The sequence below is a fragment of the Erysipelatoclostridium sp. DFI.2.3 genome, assembly GCF_019132535.1.
In the GTDB taxonomy this organism is placed as follows: Bacteria; Bacillota_I; Bacilli_A; order Erysipelotrichales; family Erysipelotrichaceae; genus Clostridium_AQ; species Clostridium_AQ innocuum.
On sequence record NZ_JAHOOJ010000004.1, the window covers coordinates 95,789 to 114,020 of the forward strand.

Consider the following 18,232-nt stretch of genomic DNA (forward strand, 5'->3'; position numbering starts at 1 on the left):
CGCAGTATCGGACAGAGAAAGAGAGGATAGAAAGGACATAAATTTATATACTAATACCATACAAAGCAGGAGGAATCAAATATGAGCGAACCGTTTCATATCGTAGAAAGAGAAAGCTTTCGTGTTGCAGGCTATTGCATACATACGACAAATAAGAGAAAAGAAGGACAGAAAGCAATACCCCGGCAATGGGAGGAGCTTCAAACACAGGGACAGCAGAAGGAATTGATGTCCCATATGAATCAGGAGCCCTTTGGTCTGTTTGGTATCAGTGTTTATAATACAGCAGCAGATGACAGTCGTAAATTCGATCATTGGATTGCTGTTTCCAGCGATCATGCAGTTACAGGGGAGCTGGAAGAATATATCGTGCCCGCTGCAACCTGGGCAGTATTTCCCTGTACATTGGATACCATTGGAAAAACAGAGGTGCAGGCAATCATGAAATGGCTTCCGAAATCTGATTACAAGCCGCTGAATTCCGGATACATCACCGGAAGGATGAAAGCAAAGGCGCCGGATATCACATATTACGGAGAAAATGATCTGGTTGAGGTATGGGTGGCAGTGGAAAAGAGATAAAAAAACTGACAACTAACAGCTTATCGATGCATGAGGGATTCTTACTTTATGCATCTTTTTATTTAAGCCGGGGGGATGTTAGAGTGTTAGGAACGGTTAAGTCTATCATAATTCATACTAAAAATTTTCAATGATTGACGATGGTTTCAGCATCCGCTATAATCAAACCATAGAGAAGGCAGTCAAAGCATAATTAAGCAAACAGATAAAAGCCAGTCATCTTCTTGTTACTTCTCATTGCAGCAATAGAATCACAGCGCTATTTGTCTGTTCAGGCTTTATATTGTGTTAAAATGAAGTGTGCGACAATTATGAAGATAAAACAGCCGATGTGATATGAAGGAGGTACTATGATGCATAAATTAGAAAAAAAGGTAATTCTGATCGATGTGGACGGAACGCTGGTGGATTATGAAAATCATCTTCCGCCTTCCGCAGTCAAAGCAATACGTATGGCCAGAGCACAAGGACATCTGGTTTATATCTGTACGGGTAGAAGCCGCAGCGAGGTGTATGACGAAATTTGGAATATCCGTCTGGATGGTATGATTGGTGCAAATGGCGGATATATTGAGCATCATGGGGAGGTATTGTTTCATGCACATTTAAAAAAAGAACAGTGCAGTGCAATCGTAGACTGGCTGCATAGCCGCAATCTGGAATTTTATCTGGAAAGCAATACGGGTTTGTATGCCAGTGAACATTTTGAAGAAGCGGGAGAACCCGTTATGCAGAAATATATGCAGCGCAAGGGAAACGGGCAGGAGAATATCCATATACGCGCACAGTATCCGGATATGGTGTTTGGAGAAAATCTGTATCGGGAGGATGTGAATAAAATCAGCTTTATTCTAAATTCCTATGCAGATGTGACTGCCGCAGCGCAATTCTTTCCGGATCTAAAAATCAGCACCTGGGGTGGCAAGGGAGAAACAGCTCTTTTTGGTGATATCGGAATACAGGATATTGACAAGGCAACAGCGATCTCTCTTCTGCTGAAGTATCTTCATATGGAACAAAAGGATACGATTGCTTTTGGAGATGCGGCGGTGGATATTCCTATGCTGGAATACTGCGCGTTGGGTATCGCAATGGCTAGTGGAGGTAAGGAAATTAAAGCCATGGCGGATGATATTACAGCTGCCGTGAATGAGGATGGATTATATAAGGCATTTTTAAAATACAATTTACTTTGATGCACTGATATTACAGAAAAGATACTGCACCTATCTGCTATCTGTTTGTTTGCACTGGAAACAAATCACTACAGTCTCTTCTGCAGACAAAAACAGAATGTCAATTTTTATACAGAGAGCTGCGGGTTTCATCTGTGTAGAAAAATAATGGATAGTGATATGGAAATGGCAAGCTTTTATAGAATTGATCCTTTGAGGTCTCCTCTTTCCGCGCGACGTTTGGCGGGAGTTGGAGCCTTTTTACGTCAGCGTGGGCAAATGCATTGACAGCACTCCTTTACATGCATATACTGTTATTAGTTAGATGGAGATAACTTTTAACATCAAAGGAGGAGTCACAAATGAAGCTTGTATTGATTCGTCACGGAGAGAGTGAATGGAATAAATTAAACCTGTTTACCGGGTGGACAGATGTTGATCTGAGTGAAAAAGGACATGAAGAGGCCAAAGCGGCAGGGAGACTGCTGAAGCAGGAGGGATTGGATTTTGATATCTGCTATACCTCCTATTTAAAAAGAGCTGTGCATACACTGGATCACATTCTGGATGAAATGGATCGCACATGGCTTCCTGTTGTAAAGTCCTGGAAGCTGAATGAGCGACATTACGGTGCTTTGCAGGGCTTAAATAAAGCGGAAACCGCTGAAAAATACGGAGAGGAGCAGGTCAGGGAGTGGCGGCGTTCCTACGATATCCTCCCACCGGCGCTGAACCAAAACGATGCGCGAAGTGCTGTTGCACAGAGTATGTATCGGGATGTGAATCCGAATGAGCTGCCGAGCAGTGAGAGCCTGGAAACGACGGTTGCACGAGTAGTGCCGTATTTCAACAAGGTCATCAAAAAGGATATGATGGCAGGAAAACGCGTCATCATCGCGGCACATGGAAATTCTCTGCGCGCATTGGTGAAATACTTTGATAAGCTCAGCGAGGAGGATATCGTAAATGTGAATATTCCAACAGGTGTTCCGCTCGTGTATGAATTTGATGCACAGGGCAATCCTTTGCACCATAGATACCTTGGTGATCCGCGGCTTTTAAAGCAGAAAATGGAGGCTGTTGCCAATCAGGGAAAAAAAGCAATCGGCGTGTAAAGGAAAACAACATGATCATATGCATAGGGAAAAGATATCCGCTTAATACCGTAGGGGTACAGAACCAATCATTTCATGTATGTCTTCTTTTTACAATTCACATCCCCTGCCCTCTGGTATAATAACTGCATTCACAGGGAGGTAGCTGTATGAAATACATGGGAAGCTTATATGCAGTAGATGATAAAGAACGCACGATCGCTTTTTATAAGGAGGTGTGCGGTCTGCGCGTGATACAGGATTTTGGTACAAACTTCACGATGACGGGAGGTATATCCTTTCAGACGAGAGAAAGCTGGAGTGGTTTTCTGGAGAAGCAGCCCTCGGATATTCATTACGGCGGCAATGATGCGGAGATTTATCTGGAATGTGAGGATCTGGACGCTTTTGTAAAGCTGTTAAACAGTCGAACGGATACCAAACTGCTTCATCCTGTAAAGGAGCATGACTGGGGACAAAGAGGCATTCGCTTTTACGATCCGGACATGCATATCATCGAAGTCAGTGAACCACTGCCTGTTGTCGTCAGCCGCTTCACACAGCAGGGGATGAGCCCCTCGCAGATATCTGAGAAAATGGGGTTGTCTGAACGCATGGTGAACCGCATGCTGAAAAGGCACGAAAAAAATTCATAATATGAAGGCTGTCCTGCGGCAGTCTTTTTTGCATAAGAAAATCAAAGCTCGTCTGAAAGCTCAGGATTGCGTATTGCTGATAACCCGGATGCAGGAAATAAAGCACAGGACATAGTGAATAGCTGAATGAAAAAGGATACATAAACGCAGATACATAGGGGTCAGCTGCATGAGGGAAACAGAAGTGTATAAATAAATGAACGATGAAAATGACAAGAAAAGAAAACAAAAAGCCGATACCTGCAGGAAATATCACCTGCCGCACCGGCTTTTTCATAACCTCTGTTACATAATCACAGGAATATAAGCGTTGGACCGCGGCAATCATTATCTGGCTAGAATATGCTTTTCCAGATACCAGGCTACACCGTCCTCTTCGTTGGAAATTGTCTGGGCGTCCGCATGGGCAAAGGTATCCATGGTGCCGTTGCTCATCCATACGCCGTGTCCGACTTCCTTTAACATTTCGTTGTCATTGCTTGTATCACCAAAGGCAAGCACCTCATCCATGGTAATCCCGATATCCGCACACAGGTGACGAAGCCCGCTGGTCTTATTCACCCGCTTATCCACGAATTCAAACAGGGTGGGATCGGAACGAAAGGCTGCACAGGTTGAAAGATTAAGCTTTCTTGCACGCTGTTCCACCATATCCATATCCTCCGGCTGACATTCCACAATCAGCTTCTGTCTAGGCTGATTACAGAGCGCATACAAATCTGTGATCTGTTCATCCTCGTGATATAAGGCAGCCTTTGCACGGGTTGCTTCAGTTCCCTTGTTCACATAGCGCTTTTCCTTTTCAAAAATCCAGAAGCGCACCGGCATATCCCGATATTGATCCATAATATGCTTTAACAGTTCTCCGTCTATGGTATAAAAGTTTTTCTGTGCATCCTTTGCTTTATCATAAATGCACCCGCCGTTCATACCGAGTACATAATCCACAAGCTCCTCCATTTCCCATTGCTTGATGAGGGAGAGAATCGGATACAGCGGCCTTCCACTGGCAATCGCAAAGGACATTCCCTGTTCCTTTGCTTTGCGAATGGCTTCCTTATTTATATTGCTTACAAACTTCTGCCCGTTTAACAGCGTTCCGTCCAAATCACTAACAATCAGTTTATATTTCATATCATCACCTGCGGGAATCATACCATAAAATAAGATAAAGGAAAAGATGACAAAGCAGGTCTATTGTTATATCCGCATGATGACTGTGTATTCTTTGTTATGTTCGGTTGACAAATTGCTACCCTGCATGGATAGCATTTCCTCCTGCATTCCTGTTTAGTATAGTCATACGATGAGGCGATGAGGATGAAGGATATCGTGATAACAAATGCTATGCAGGGAAACCTGAAATGGGCTTGATGCGTAAGCAATGCTTTTGTGCTCTTTACAAATCAAGAAGGATACATAATTTTTTTAAGTCAGAAATGAAATGACAATGCTTAAGGGAAATGATATAATGACAAAAATATAATTGAAAATGAGAGGAATTTAGAAATGAAATCAGTTTTACTAATAGGACAATCAAATATGGCAGGGCGTGGATTTTTAAACGAGGCTACGCCAATATATAATGAAAATATTTTCATGCTAAGAAATGGCAGATGGCAAATGATGGCAGAACCTATCCACTTTGACCGGTCAGTTGCTGGTGTTGGACCAGCGGCGTCATTTGCACAGGCATGGTGCAACGCAAATAAAAATGAACAAATCGGACTTATCCCTTGTGCGGAAGGAGGCAGTTCCATCGATGAATGGGATAAGGAAGGTGCTCTATTTCGCCATGCAGTCAGTGAGGCAAAATTCGCCATGGAAAACAGTGAGTTGATTGCAATTTTGTGGCATCAAGGAGAAAGCGACAGTCATAGCGGAAAATACAAAAATTATTATCAAAAACTTAATGTTTTAGTTAATTCGTTCAGAAAAGAACTGGAAGCTTTGGAAGTTCCGTTCATTGCTGGCGGTTTGGGAGATTATTTAGGTAAGTCTGGATTTGGAAGAAGCTGCGTAGAGTATGACTTGATTAACCAGGAATTACTCAAATACGCAGAATATAACAGAAATTGTTATTTTGTAACAGGGGAAAAATTATATCCTAATCCAGATGGTATCCATATCAATGCAGAGTCTCAGAGAATACTGGGTATTAGGTATTTCAAAGCTTACCAGACCAAATCAAATGTTGTAGAGCCATTAGATAATGAAGCGAACATGGTAAAGGAATTGTGTGAAAGAGAATACACTATAGCAGAAAAAAGATACATAACACTAGAACAATTTACATTAGGAAAAAGTTCCATGGAAGAAGTGTTGAAATTTTTAAAGTAGAGACATAACTTCCAGTTTATGTAGGAAATAAGCTGAAAACCTCACAAACCCACGATATGATCCGCCACGGAGGTGGCTGCAAGACATTAGATAAGCTGGCGTGAGGGGTGATTTCCTTTGTCGGTTCGGCGATTCCAGAAACAAAACGACTGAAACAGTTAAGCAGTCTTTGTGGTATTGGTGTAGAGTCTGCTGGGAGGAAACGTATAGCCAATTGCACAGCAGCCCTTTGATACTGCCAGTGCTCTGATTGACTGGACTTCTGCCTGTTAATTGTTAAAGGATATGCGGTATCACAGCTATCTAAAAAAAATGAGGAAATAAAGCAGGCAGGTAAAAGAAGGCGTTTCCTCTTTGAGATTGTCAAGGAACAAGCTTACATGCTATTTTATCTTTTGCTTTTCATGATGGTGTATCCTGTTCATTTTTGAATAAGGGGCAAACAGCAGCTTTCAGCATTTTCAGGTTTGGAATACCGGAAAAGAAAAGAGCGATACAGATTTCTGATTCTAGTTGGATTGAACAGGCGGTGAAGGAATGAATTCAGCACTGCTGTTTATGAAGGAATGTATATAAAGGTAAGCTTATCGTGATGTGAAGAAACAATGTGGAAGGAAGGCGATAACATTATGAAACGGCTGTGGGATGCAGGTGCATTGTTGAATAAATGGTATTTTCTGTTCATTATCCTGCTGCATAGTGCTGTATGTGCGATCATCGTACAAAATGCCCTGGCTTTTTTCTTGAATCTCGGGCTTGCTTATTTAGTACGCGGTTTTCTGTCACTGCATTTCATCGTAAATGGTGTGGAGTCTTATAAACCAACGCGTAAAATTGGTCCTTTTTACATATTGGGTGATGATCATTATATTTTTTACGGTTATCCGTTTCGTCGCCGTATTTCTCCTGTAACCGGCTATCTTGTCAACTTTGGAATCGCGATTCTCCTATATCTGTTCTCCATGAGTCAGCTGCTTTTACGCAAATATGAGAATATCTGGCTGGCCTGTGCAACAGGTGTTTTACTGGGGACTGTCCTTGGCTTTTTAAAGATTTCAATGCAGGCAAATCATGCATATCAGGAAAATATGAAAACGGCCAAACAGATGTTTATGGAGCATTATGGTAATCTGAAAGAATTATCTAAAATTGAAAAATACCGTCAGCTGAATCCCTCCACCTATTATGAAACAAAATGGATGAAGGAAATGCTGCATACAGATCGTGAGGAGGGCAGGGAAGGTTAGCTTCTGCACACTGTCCTTTTTTTCTTAAGGCACTGGATGTGTGAAACATTATACTCTGCTTTTTATAAGAAGGTATTAAAAACGGTAAGCTGCTGTTTGGATTTCATAAAGATAAGTACCTGTTTCATAAATATGATATATATAGGCTAAAGTACCTCTGCAATCGCTGTTATACTGATTCAGGGTGATGGCAATGAAACAGGGTAAATTGAAAATATTCTTCGGATATTGTGCAGGCGTGGGAAAAACCTATGCCATGCTGGAGGCTGCTCATGAGCGGAGGCGGGAAGGCATGGATGTGGTTATCGGCTACATCGAAAAGCATGATCGATTAGATACGATTGCATTGATGCAGGGACTGGAGTGTATAGCGTTAAAAGCGATTATGTATCATGGGATTACGCTGGAGGAATTTGATTTGGATCAGGCATTGCAGCGGCATCCGCAGCTGATACTGGTTGACGAGCTTGCGCATACGAATGTACAGGGGGCCCGGCATCCCAAGCGCTACAGCGATATACAGGAGCTGCTGCATGCAGGAATTGATGTGTATACGACTGTGAATGTACAGCATTTGGAAAGTCTGCAGGATGTGGTTGCAGGTATCACCAGAGTACAGGTACAGGAGCGTATTCCGGATGCTGTATTTGATGAAGCAGATCAGGTGGAGCTGGTGGATATTGAACCGGATGAGCTGCTTGAACGTCTGAAAAGGGGGAAAATCTACCATAAGACTGCCGCACAGAAGGCGATGCATAATTTTTTTGTGAGAGATAATCTTATCGCACTGCGTGAAATAGCCTTGCGCCGTTGTGCAGACCGGGTGAATAAGCGGGTCAGTTTAAAGGATCGCAAGTCCACACGGGAGCATATCCTTCTCTGTCTTAGCCCGTCCCGCAGCAATGCATTGGTCATCCGTACCGCCGCACGCATGGCAAGTGCTTTTTTCGCAGAGTTCACGGCACTGTATGTTGAAAATGTAAACGAGGAGCCGCTTTGTCGCGAGGATTTGGAACAGCTGGAACAAAACCGCCGTCTGGCGCAGCATTTTCATGCAAATATCGTATCTGTTGCAGGAGAGAATATTGCACAGCAAATCAGTGAATATGCCAAAATCAGCGGAGTTTCCAAGATTGTTATCGGCCGTTCCTCCCCCCGTCCGCACTCCCGTGCGAGAACCCTGATCGATCAGCTCACTCTGCTGGCTCCCGACCTTGAAATCTATATCATTCCGGACGCAAATGTGGAGCCTGTGAAAAGGAAACGGCATAGGCTTACACATGCCCATGTATTCCGTCATCGCGACTTCATGTTTACGGTACTCCTGTTTCTGGGAGCGACCGGGATCAATTTGCTCATGTACCATTTTCAGCTTCCGGAAGCAAACATCATCATGGTCTATCTTTTGGCAATCGTTCTGATTTCCTATAACACCAGCTCCCGTGTTTACGGACTGGGTGTTTCTCTGCTGATTGTTGCCGTATTCAATTTCTTTTTCACAGCACCCCGCTTTTCCATGGAGGCATATGATCCGGCATATGCAATGACCTTCGCCGTCCTGTTTATCGTTTCCTTTATCATTAGTACCCTGACTCGGACAATGCGCATGCAGCTCAAGGTAAATGCCATGCAGGCACATCGCATGGAGCTGTTGCTGGAGACCTCCCAGCAGCTGCAGCTGGCAGAGAATATGGCACAGCTGGGTGAGGAGGCAGTCCGGCAGCTGTATAAGCTGCTGAACCGTACCATCATCATTTACAGTGTAAGGAATAAAACCCTGCAGGAGCCGATCATTTATCATGAACATTTAAATGAAGAAGAGGAACAGAAATATCTAACTGAGAATGAACGTGCAGTTGCACAATGGGTGTTAAAAAACAATCGCAAGGCCGGTGTTTCAACCAGTACGCTGCCGTATGCAAAGGCCCTGTATTATTCGATCCGGAAGAAAGATCGGATTTATGCTGTGGTCGGAATCGCCCTGCAGCAAAAGGAGGTATTGTCACCGTTTGAGCGCAGTATGCTGGCAACCATGCTGAATGAGATTGCTTTGGCAATGGATTCCATGCGCAAGCAGAATCACAGAAGAGTGAATCGCTAATATGTAATTAACAGGGCAACAGAACGAAAAATCGGTTGTCGGTTTATCGCTTTTGGAAGGCAGGAAAGAGGAGGTTTAAAAAAAACTTCCTTTTTTATATCCGGGATTTTGCTGAATTCCTGCACATAAGTCCTTGCTTTGCTTTGAACTTGCGGAAAGCATGGAAAACGCATGACGCAGCTTGCCTTGAATGATATAATAGGCATGGAATGCCGCTATATTGCATAGGAGGCGGTAGCTGTACATGTGATCCGTGTTGATACCGATGCGCATAATAAGGGGATGCAGTATATTTTACAGTGAGCTGAATGTCTATATTGCGGCACTGTGATTTTCCAAAATGGTCCCAAGCTTGCCTAGGGGCTTATGTTTTCGGAAGATTGTATCTTACAGACATGACATTGCATGAAAAGCAGCAGGGGGGGCAGCTTATAGAATTGATGCGAAAGTATGCGAAAAAAAATCCGTAAGCTGTATGCTTGCGTTCGGGTGTGCTGAGCGCTGAATGAGTCAGGATTTGATACGCAAAGGTTTACAGGCAGTAGGAGTACTGTGGAGGTAATCACGAAGAAGTGTAAGGCAGGGTGAAGGATATTGAAAGAGAATTCGTTACGCATGATTTTGAAAAAAAGGGCAAGACAGCTGAAGCAGGATTTGCCGATTATCTATCTGGTATGGAAGGATAGGGATACGCCGGTGTTAGCGAAGGCACTTGCGGCTATGACGGCGGTTTATGCACTTTCTCCGATTGATTTGATACCTGATTTTATACCGGTGCTTGGCTTGCTGGATGATGTGATCCTGTTACCGGCACTGATTGTATTGACCTGTAAACTGATCCCCGATGAAATCTGGGAGCGAAATCGTTGGCTATGCGAAGAAATACAGGAGAAGAAGCAAAGAAAATGGTATTATGCGGTTCCGATTGTCGTCATATGGCTGCTGATGATCTGCCTAATTGTTAAAGCGGTGCTCTAGGATGGCTTCTGGCCTTGATATAGAAATATATCGGTTACCTGTAAATGAAAAAGGAGAAGTGAAGGATGTACACTAGGTTTGAGGATACACAGGAAGCGGTGATCAACCCGTGGGATATTGTAAAAAGAAGAGCGGATTGTCCAAAGGTAGCTGTAACCTGCTTCGCACATAATCTGATTGCATATGCAATAGAAAAATACCAAGCGCAGGTTTATGATTATCTGCATACAACCAATGGTGATAAACCAATTTATGTGTGCAAAATTGAAAGTCATCGTATTGCGCTGTTTATGAGTGGAACTGGAGCCAGTGCTGCAGTGAATGAATATGAGGAATTATTTGCCCTCGGAATAGAAAGTATCGTTGTTTTTGGTACCTGTGGTGTGCTGGATTCATCAATCAAGGACTGTGTAATCCTCCTTCCAACGCTTGCCTATCGTGATGAAGGAACAAGCTTTCATTATGCACAGGCAAGTCAGACGATCGCAGTCAATGTAAATACGCATACTCAGATGAAGCAATTCTTTCAAACACATGCGATCGCTTATCGGGAAGCAAAGATATGGACTACAGATGGGTTTTATCGTGAAACGAGGAATAAGGTTGAACGGATGAAGGCGGCCGGTTATACCTGTGTGGATATGGAGTGCTCGGCATTGGCTGCCCTTGCTCAATTTCGCAGGAAAAGGATAGCACAGTTTTTTTATACAGCAGATAATCTCGATCAAAAGCAATGGGATAAACGAAGTCTGGGAAATGCTGAAAACATCGAAGTAAAGAAGAATATTGTCGATATCGCAATGCAGCTGTCTCTGCAGCTTGCAAGTGAGTAAACGTGGTTGTTATATGGAATGTAATAATGACTAATTGCTGTACATCATATTTACATATCCTAGCGGTCAACACTCTTTCATAGCTTTCATCATTTAGCTGTCAGATAGATATGCAGTTATCTGTTTTTCCTTCGATTGATGATGTTTGTGAGAAAGGCGTGGCAAAGATAACTGCGGCGTCCTCCTTTTAAAGGCAGTAGCTGTTATTGATGTAGAATTCATAAAACACGTATACATAACACTGTTAATGAAGCAAAAACAGTATGAGAAAAAGGGTGGTCATTTTTACAATTTATGAAAAATGTTACAGAAAACTTTGTGATTCAGGAAGACTGAGCATGGAAACCTTTACCAAAAAGTGTTATAATGAAGCACATAAGGAGTGTGAATCATTATGAAGATTGGAATCCCTAAAGAAATAAAAAACAATGAAAATCGTGTATCCTGTACACCTGCGGGTGTATTTGCATTGTGCAAGGCAGGACATGAGGTGTATGTGGAAACAAATGCCGGAGCAGGAAGCGGCTTTTTGGATAAGGAATATGAAGAGGCCGGTGCACAGATCAAAGCGGCCGATGAAGTATTTGCTTTGGCTGATCTGATTGTGAAGGTCAAGGAATATCTGCCACAGGAATATCATTATCTGCGTAAGGATCAGCTGGTTTTCACGTATCTGCATATCGCGAATGATGAAGCCTTTGCGAATGCATTGCTGGAATCAAAGACAACCTCCATTGCCTATGAAACAGTACGTGACAGAAAAGGCGGACTTCCGCTGCTGACACCGATGAGTGAGGTAGCGGGGCGCATGGCGGTTCAGGTCGGAGCAACAATGCTGCAGAAAAACAACGGCGGACGCGGGTTGCTGCTGGGGGGAGTTCCCGGTGTATTCCCTGCCGAGGTTGTGGTGATCGGCGGAGGTACCGTTGGTCTCAACGCGGCAAAGATTGCCTGCGGCCTAGGCGCAATCGTAACAATCTTCGATATCAGTGCCGATCGTATGGGCTATATTGATGATATTTCTGGAGGAACGATTCATACAGCCTACAATAATGAATATAATCTGCGCAGAGCGCTGCGCACAGCGGACCTCGTTATCGGGGCAGTGCTTGTACCGGGCGCAAAGGCACCGAAAATCGTGACCGAGGATATGGTCAAAACAATGAAGCCGGGAAGTGCGATCGTCGATGTGGCGATTGATCAGGGTGGATGCATTGAAACAAGCGATCATATTACAACACATGATGATCCGTATTTTGAACGCTATGGTGTTATGCATTATTCTGTGGCTAATATGCCGGGTGCGGTACCTCGTACCTCAACGATGGCTCTTTCCAATGCAACGCTGCCGTATATCTTAAAGCTTGCGGAAAAGGGTGTGGATGCTTTGAAGGAGGATGCAGGCTTCCTTGCTGGATTGAATACATGCAAGGGGCATATCACCTGTCAGGGAGTCAGTGATGCTCTGCAGCTGCCGTATGCTGATCCCATGGAGCTGCTGTAGGCACAGAAAGGATAAAACAAGTATCATGCATGTTGAGAATGGCTTTGCTTAAGGCTGTTCGTCAGCCTTCCTTATCAGATGCAGATGGCATAAGAATTCAAATCAGGTGAGATTTGGATTCTTTTTTTATTTGGGGAGGAAAGGACAGTATGTATTGCTTCATGAATTTCTATCGTAAATTGCATCGCACTTCTTTAAAAAAGTTAACAATTTTCATATGTATGCTGTTCTCTATATGATTCCTTAACACAAAAGCTGCAAAATCTTTATATTCTTAACGGAAATACCATCACTCTTAATGCAGTCTTTATACGTTCTTAACATTGGCTGCGGTTTGCTTACACTGTCTTTATATGCAACCTGTTACTATAGGGGTGGGAAGAAAAAGGTAAGAGGTGTTTATTATGTTTACAAGAAATCAATTAAGAAATCAGAAGGTGCTGGTTGCAGGCTGTGGAAGATTTGGAGCCTGCCTGGCTGCGGCATTGAGTGAGGCGGGGTATGATATACTGGTGATAGATAAACAAAAAAGTGCCTTCAGGCGTCTTTCTGACAGCTTTCAGGGCTTTGAAATCGAAGGGGATGCTGCGGATGTGAATGTGCTGGAAGCCTGTGATATCAGCCATTGCAATATTGTGCTGGTGGCAACGGACAATGACAATACCAACTGCATGATTGCCCAGATTGCCGCAACGATTTATCATATTGAGCAGGTGTATATCCGATTGAATGATCCCGACAAGGAAAAGCTGCTGGAGCAGACCTCCATTCGAGCAATTTATCCTGCACGGCTTTCCGTACAGGAATTTGAACAAATCAGCCATATCGCATTAAAAGGAGCTGCTGTTTTATGAAAATCGTTGTAGCCGGAGGACGCAGCAAGGCGGATTTTTTAATCGGATCTTTGCTGGAAAAGAAGCACGAGGTAACGGTAATCAACGATGAGGAAGTATATTGCCGGTATCTTTCTGAAAAATATAATATCCCGGTTGTTGTGGGAAATCCCTGCAAGCGGTATGTGCTGGAGGAGGCGGAAATCGATCATGCGGACATTCTCATAGCACTTCGCCCCGGTGATCCGGATAATCTGGCAATCTGTCAGACTGCAAAAAAAATATTCCATGTGAAACGGGCAGTGGCAACCGTTTCCAATCCCAGAAATGTTTCTGTCTTCAAAAAGCTCGGTGTAAATACGGCCATATCCGCAACGTATACGATTGCAAAGATTATTGAACAAGCAAGCACCATCGAGAATCTGGTCAACTCACTGTCTATAGAGCAGGAAAATATCGTGTTGAGCGAGCTGCTGCTGACCGGAAAGTGTGCAGTAGTAAACAAAAAGCTGAAGGAGCTGTCCCTGCCAAAAAACGTTATCATCTGCTGTATCCTGCGCAATGTGGATATGATCGTACCAAATGGGGAAACCGTGCTGCAGGAGCATGACAAGCTGCTGCTTCTTTGCCCCACTGCTTTGCAGGAGTGTGTGCTCGATATGTTGACAGCGCAAGGGTTGGCATCATGAAAGAAAGGCTGCTACTGAAACAGCATGAGGTAACCGGATTTGAGCTGATGCTGGGCTATATCGGGGTTCTGCTGATGCTGATTGGAGGCATTGTACTGCTGCCGCTGCTCACGTTATTATGGTATCCAGAGGAGGCGTACGAGGCGAAGTACTTCATTCTGCCCGGTATCGGAAGCATTCTGCTTGGCTATCTGCTATTCTATAATATCCGGGGAAGAGAAACAGGACGGCTCCAGCGCAATCAGGACGCCGTTATCGTTGTGACCTGCTGGATTCTGGCAATCATGATCTGTGCATTGCCCTTTCTGTTGAGTGGTAACTATACGTTCACGCAGGCGGTTTTTGAAACAACCAGTGCCTGGAGCACCACGGGGTTGAGCGTTGTTGATGTGGAGCATACCTCTCACCTGTTTCTGATGCACCGCAGCACCATTCTGTTTTTCGGAGGTATCGGACTTGTGCTGGTCATGCTTTCCGTCTTATCCGACACGTATGGCATGCGCCTGTATGCGGCTGAGGGTCACAATGACCACCTTCTTCCCAACCTGTTAAAATCCGCACGCATCATACTGACGATGTATCTGTGTTACATCCTGTCCGGAGTCGCATTGTATTGTCTGTTTGGTATGCCGCTGTTTGATGCACTGATTCATTCCATCGGAGCCTTATCAACGGGCGGCTTCTCCTCACATGCACAGAGTATCGGATATTATGATAATATCTGGATTGAAATGATTACAATCGTATTGATGCTGCTTGGCAATATCAATTTTCTGGCGCATTTGTTTCTGATTCGCGGTAAGCTGAGAAATTTCTTTCAGTATTGTGAAATTCGTTTTTCCTTTCTTGTGATTGCACTGGCTGTACCGGTTTTGGGATTCCTGTTATGCGCGGGTATGGGGACCGCCCTGCCGCATGCGCTGCGAACTGCATTGTTTCAAGTCGTATCCGCATTAACGACAACCGGCTTTCAAACGGTGGACACGTTTGTGACGCTGCCCTCCGCAGCTCTGCTTTTATTGATTGTACTGCAGCTGATCGGTGGAGGCATCGGATCAACTGCAGGCGGAATCAAGCAGTATCGCATCTATGCGCTATGCAAGGGCATCTGGTGGAATATAGAAAGTCAACTGCGTTGCGGAAATGTGATTCGTTCCCATAAAATCAACCGTGTTGATAAAAAGGAGGCTATCAGTCCTACCGAGCTTTCGCAAATGGGTCTGTATGTAGTACTGTATTTCTGTTTGTTTCTTCTGGGAAGCTTTATCCTGTGCTGCTATGGTCATCCGCTTGCATACAGCATGTTTGAATTCTCCAGTGCACTTGGCACCGTTGGACTTTCCGCTGGCATCATGACCTGTGATGCACCTTCTCTTGTCCTGTGGACAGGAACGATTGGGATGTTTATCGGCAGGCTGGAAATCTATGTTGTACTGCTTGCGGCAGCAAGGCTGGGAAAAGATATCCGCAGCCGTGTAAGGCGTAGGAAAACGGCATGAAATCTGCTATAATTGGAACGGAAAAGAGGGGTCTGATGAAAAACAGTCATATATGGAAAAATCTGTGTATTACGACAGTGATACTGTTTCTCTGCACACTGGTATCCTTTGTCTTTGATGATATAGAAATACGCACCGAAAACATCATGCTGATCTATCTGATCGGGGTACTGCTGATCGTTGTGGAAACCGGAAGCTTTCTGTGGGGCATCACCTCCAGCCTGCTGAGTATTCTTACCTTTAATTACCTGTTTACCAATCCGACATTTTCATTGCAAATTGATGATTTCAATTATATTATCACGATTATCGTGTTCCTGATCGTATCCTTTGTGACGGGCTCTCTTGTCAATAAGCTGCAGCAGCATGCCCATAAGGCCAGAAGCAGTGCACGTCAAACCAGTGCCTTATATGAAATTACGAGAGCCTATCTAACCCTGTCCGGTGTGGATACGATTCTGCAGCATACGATTCGCTCACTGTATACTGCCCAGCAGACCATCTGTACCGTTTACTATACAGATGGGGAAGCCTTAAAGAAAATACAGGAGCCAATGGATACAGCTGCTGAGCCGGATGACGGTATGGCGGCGTGGTGTATGGAAAAAGACTGCGACTGCGGCAGGGGAACCTCCTTTTATGAAGAACAGGCCTGGACCTATCATCCCATGCACTGCAACAACCAGCTGCTAGGTGTGTATGCGCTGTATGAGGAAACCTCCCTGCGTGAGGAACAGCGTCTGTTTGTTCATACGCTGATTTCACAGATGATGATGGCAGTGGAACGGGAGATGCTGTATGCGGAGCAGGAGCAAAGCAGGGTCGAAATAGAAAAGGAAAAGCTTCGCAACAATCTTCTGCGCAGTATCTCCCATGATCTTCGCACCCCCCTGACCGGTATTGCAGGAAGCAGTACGCTGATCTGTGAAAATTATCAGGATCTGGATGATGATACCATCTATCATCTGGTGAAATCCATCAGCAGTGATGCCCTGTGGCTCAATCAGCTGGTGGAGAATCTATTGAATATGACAAGGATTCAGGATGGAAAGCTGCTGCTGAAACAGCAGGAGGAGGTTGTGGATGATATCATCTGTGAGGCCGTATCGCGATGTGAAAGCAGAAAGCGGGAGCATACGCTGAAGGTGACGCTTCCGGATGAGGTTTTGCTTGTGGAAATGGACGGACGGCTGATCATACAGGTGCTGGTCAATATGATTGATAACGCCATCAAGCATACACCGGATGCGACAATGATCGATATTCGCTGCTATAAGGACCACGGCTGGGCGGTGTTTGAAGTCATTGATCAGGGAGAAGGCATTGATGAATCCATCCGCGAGCATCTGTTTGAAAGCTTTGTGACCACCAAGAGTGAGTGCAGCGATTCCAGACGCGGAGTGGGTCTTGGCTTGACCATATGCAAAAGCATTGTAGAGGCACACCACGGTGAAATCTTTGCCTATAACCGTAAGGATGTGCAGGGTGCAGTGTTCGGCTTTCAGCTGAAGCTGGCCACAGAAAGGAAGGAATACCATGCATGATAAAATATTGCTGATTGAGGATGATGCCAGCATAATCCGATTTCTGAGTTTGTCCCTGGATAAGAACGGATATAAGGTGATAGAGGCACGAAACGGCATTGAGGGAATTTCATTATTCATGAGCGATAATCCGGATTTGATTCTGCTGGATCTGGGACTGCCGGATATTGACGGCAGCGAGGTGCTGCGTCAGATTCGTTCCCAAAGTGAGGTGCCGATTCTGGTAGTATCTGCCAGAGGGCAGGAAAGGGAAAAGGTGGAGGCACTGGATCTGGGGGCGGATGATTATGTTACCAAGCCCTTTCATATCAATGAGCTGCTTGCCAGAGTACGGGTAGCACTGCGCAAGAAAACACCGCGTGTTGTTAAGGAAAAGGTGTTTGTGCTGGATGGTCTGCGGGTGGATTTTGAAAAATACAAGGTCTATGTGGAGGACCGGGAGGTGCATCTGACACCAATCGAGTTTAAGCTTCTGGTGTTACTGATTGAGCATGCGGGCAAGGTGCTGACCCACAGCTTTATCATCCGTAATATCTGGGGGTACAGCTCCTGTGAGGATTCACAATCCCTGCGTGTCTTTATGGCAAATATCCGCAGAAAAATTGAAAAGGACAGCTCACATCCCCGCTATATACTGACAGAGGTAGGCGTAGGATATCGTTTTGTCGATGAATGACCGGTACAAACCGGTTTTTTCATTTCATTAGCATCCCGCTAAAACAGATGGCAATGTGCCATGTCAGAGGACGTTGTAAAACTCCATGCACATGTTCGAGCTGTGCAATTACCTATTGATGCAGGGACTATGCAAAGCTCATAAAAAAACGTATTGCGCAATGAAATATGCAAAGCAATGACTATACGGAGGGCCGCACAGAGCAAACGCTGTATCATTATGCACCTTACAGCAGTATGCAGCACACGAAACTGCATGGCATATAAAGACCATTTCTAAACCGCCTTCTTATCCGTGAGGGTATGTACCACACATCTTCCACATCATGAAGAGGGATTGCATTTACAGCAAGAGTATTTCTCGATTGTGGGCAAACCTAACATAGGGAGACTTCCATACGATTGTAGTTATCAATAGAAGCTGAAGTCTCCCTTTTGCAAACACCCTAAAGTAAGAAAGAACCTACAGCAAGCAACCCTCT

16 protein-coding genes are annotated in these 18,232 nt (G+C 44.4%); 15 read left to right on the forward strand and 1 reads right to left on the reverse strand.

Annotated features, from left to right (window positions below):
- Nucleotides 1-81: 81 nt before the first annotated feature.
- From KSZ58_RS05710 to KSZ58_RS05725, 4 genes are all read left to right on the forward strand, one after another.
- A complete protein-coding gene (locus KSZ58_RS05710) occupies nt 82-582 on the forward strand; it encodes a GyrI-like domain-containing protein (RefSeq protein ID WP_002608515.1) in 501 nt (166 codons plus the stop codon).
- A 350-nt stretch (nt 583-932) separates the two neighbouring features.
- On the forward strand, nt 933-1,778 hold the full coding sequence (locus KSZ58_RS05715; protein WP_009587532.1) for a Cof-type HAD-IIB family hydrolase: 846 nt from the start codon (nt 933-935) through the stop codon (nt 1,776-1,778).
- Nucleotides 1,779-2,119: 341 nt separating this feature from the next.
- Complete coding sequence (gene gpmA, locus KSZ58_RS05720) at nt 2,120-2,872, forward strand: 2,3-diphosphoglycerate-dependent phosphoglycerate mutase (RefSeq protein ID WP_002608517.1); 753 nt, start codon at nt 2,120-2,122, stop codon at nt 2,870-2,872.
- Between the two features lie 149 nt (nt 2,873-3,021).
- Entirely contained in the window at nt 3,022-3,507 is a 486-nt protein-coding gene (locus KSZ58_RS05725; RefSeq protein ID WP_002608518.1) for a VOC family protein, read from the forward strand.
- A gap of 327 nt (nt 3,508-3,834) precedes the next feature.
- Here the strand turns inward: KSZ58_RS05725 and KSZ58_RS05730 are convergent, their stop codons facing one another.
- Entirely contained in the window at nt 3,835-4,641 is an 807-nt protein-coding gene (locus KSZ58_RS05730; protein WP_009587520.1) for a Cof-type HAD-IIB family hydrolase, read from the reverse strand.
- 375 nt (nt 4,642-5,016) lie between these two features.
- On the opposite strand from KSZ58_RS05730, the gene KSZ58_RS05735 reads away from it, so the two are divergent.
- The 11 genes from KSZ58_RS05735 to KSZ58_RS05785 all read left to right on the forward strand — a co-directional run bounded on the left by KSZ58_RS05735 (nt 5,017) and on the right by KSZ58_RS05785 (nt 17,751).
- Nucleotides 5,017-5,847: a sialate O-acetylesterase gene (locus tag KSZ58_RS05735; protein ID WP_009587501.1), complete on the forward strand. Its 831-nt coding sequence runs from the start codon at nt 5,017-5,019 to the stop codon at nt 5,845-5,847.
- 605 nt (nt 5,848-6,452) lie between these two features.
- Nucleotides 6,453-7,094 (forward strand): hypothetical protein, encoded by a 642-nt coding sequence (locus KSZ58_RS05740; protein WP_009587493.1) that lies wholly within the window; start codon nt 6,453-6,455, stop codon nt 7,092-7,094.
- Nucleotides 7,095-7,287: 193 nt separating this feature from the next.
- Nucleotides 7,288-9,195 carry a DUF4118 domain-containing protein gene (locus tag KSZ58_RS05745; RefSeq protein WP_008819506.1) on the forward strand — a complete coding sequence of 636 codons (1,908 nt, stop codon included), beginning with the start codon at nt 7,288-7,290 and terminating at the stop codon, nt 9,193-9,195.
- 615 nt (nt 9,196-9,810) lie between these two features.
- Nucleotides 9,811-10,173: a YkvA family protein gene (locus KSZ58_RS05750; RefSeq protein WP_009587490.1), complete on the forward strand. Its 363-nt coding sequence runs from the start codon at nt 9,811-9,813 to the stop codon at nt 10,171-10,173.
- A gap of 65 nt (nt 10,174-10,238) precedes the next feature.
- A complete protein-coding gene (locus tag KSZ58_RS05755; RefSeq protein ID WP_074747963.1) occupies nt 10,239-11,006 on the forward strand; it encodes a nucleoside phosphorylase in 768 nt (255 codons plus the stop codon).
- Between the two features lie 394 nt (nt 11,007-11,400).
- Nucleotides 11,401-12,510: an alanine dehydrogenase gene (gene ald, locus KSZ58_RS05760; protein WP_074747966.1), complete on the forward strand. Its 1,110-nt coding sequence runs from the start codon at nt 11,401-11,403 to the stop codon at nt 12,508-12,510.
- A gap of 404 nt (nt 12,511-12,914) precedes the next feature.
- Nucleotides 12,915-13,364, forward strand: coding sequence for a TrkA family potassium uptake protein (locus tag KSZ58_RS05765; RefSeq protein ID WP_002608527.1), 450 nt, complete (start codon nt 12,915-12,917; stop codon nt 13,362-13,364).
- Entirely contained in the window at nt 13,361-14,032 is a 672-nt protein-coding gene (locus tag KSZ58_RS05770) for a TrkA family potassium uptake protein (RefSeq protein WP_074747969.1), read from the forward strand. Before KSZ58_RS05765 ends, KSZ58_RS05770 begins: the two co-directional genes overlap by 4 nt.
- Nucleotides 14,029-15,531 (forward strand): TrkH family potassium uptake protein, encoded by a 1,503-nt coding sequence (locus tag KSZ58_RS05775; protein WP_074747972.1) that lies wholly within the window; start codon nt 14,029-14,031, stop codon nt 15,529-15,531. The genes KSZ58_RS05770 and KSZ58_RS05775 overlap by 4 nt, the downstream gene beginning before the upstream one ends.
- Entirely contained in the window at nt 15,528-17,075 is a 1,548-nt protein-coding gene (locus tag KSZ58_RS05780) for a DUF4118 domain-containing protein (RefSeq protein WP_009269351.1), read from the forward strand. The genes KSZ58_RS05775 and KSZ58_RS05780 overlap by 4 nt, the downstream gene beginning before the upstream one ends.
- A complete protein-coding gene (locus KSZ58_RS05785) occupies nt 17,068-17,751 on the forward strand; it encodes a response regulator (RefSeq protein ID WP_002608531.1) in 684 nt (227 codons plus the stop codon). Before KSZ58_RS05780 ends, KSZ58_RS05785 begins: the two co-directional genes overlap by 8 nt.
- Nucleotides 17,752-18,232: the final 481 nt, after the last annotated feature.

What these genes read in the sequence shown, in the direction of transcription:
- KSZ58_RS05710 (WP_002608515.1), top strand. Translation starts at nt 82, where the DNA reads ATGAGCGAACCGTTTCATATCGTAGAAAGAGAAAGCTTTCGTGTTGCA.
- KSZ58_RS05715 (WP_009587532.1), top strand. Translation starts at nt 933, where the DNA reads ATGATGCATAAATTAGAAAAAAAGGTAATTCTGATCGATGTGGACGGA.
- gpmA (WP_002608517.1), top strand. Translation starts at nt 2,120, where the DNA reads ATGAAGCTTGTATTGATTCGTCACGGAGAGAGTGAATGGAATAAATTA.
- KSZ58_RS05725 (WP_002608518.1), top strand. Translation starts at nt 3,022, where the DNA reads ATGAAATACATGGGAAGCTTATATGCAGTAGATGATAAAGAACGCACG.
- KSZ58_RS05730 (WP_009587520.1), bottom strand. Translation starts at nt 4,641, where the DNA reads ATGAAATATAAACTGATTGTTAGTGATTTGGACGGAACGCTGTTAAAC.
- KSZ58_RS05735 (WP_009587501.1), top strand. Translation starts at nt 5,017, where the DNA reads ATGAAATCAGTTTTACTAATAGGACAATCAAATATGGCAGGGCGTGGA.
- KSZ58_RS05740 (WP_009587493.1), top strand. Translation starts at nt 6,453, where the DNA reads ATGTGGAAGGAAGGCGATAACATTATGAAACGGCTGTGGGATGCAGGT.
- KSZ58_RS05745 (WP_008819506.1), top strand. Translation starts at nt 7,288, where the DNA reads ATGAAACAGGGTAAATTGAAAATATTCTTCGGATATTGTGCAGGCGTG.
- KSZ58_RS05750 (WP_009587490.1), top strand. Translation starts at nt 9,811, where the DNA reads ATGATTTTGAAAAAAAGGGCAAGACAGCTGAAGCAGGATTTGCCGATT.
- KSZ58_RS05755 (WP_074747963.1), top strand. Translation starts at nt 10,239, where the DNA reads ATGTACACTAGGTTTGAGGATACACAGGAAGCGGTGATCAACCCGTGG.
- ald (WP_074747966.1), top strand. Translation starts at nt 11,401, where the DNA reads ATGAAGATTGGAATCCCTAAAGAAATAAAAAACAATGAAAATCGTGTA.
- KSZ58_RS05765 (WP_002608527.1), top strand. Translation starts at nt 12,915, where the DNA reads ATGTTTACAAGAAATCAATTAAGAAATCAGAAGGTGCTGGTTGCAGGC.
- KSZ58_RS05770 (WP_074747969.1), top strand. Translation starts at nt 13,361, where the DNA reads ATGAAAATCGTTGTAGCCGGAGGACGCAGCAAGGCGGATTTTTTAATC.
- KSZ58_RS05775 (WP_074747972.1), top strand. Translation starts at nt 14,029, where the DNA reads ATGAAAGAAAGGCTGCTACTGAAACAGCATGAGGTAACCGGATTTGAG.
- KSZ58_RS05780 (WP_009269351.1), top strand. Translation starts at nt 15,528, where the DNA reads ATGAAATCTGCTATAATTGGAACGGAAAAGAGGGGTCTGATGAAAAAC.
- KSZ58_RS05785 (WP_002608531.1), top strand. Translation starts at nt 17,068, where the DNA reads ATGCATGATAAAATATTGCTGATTGAGGATGATGCCAGCATAATCCGA.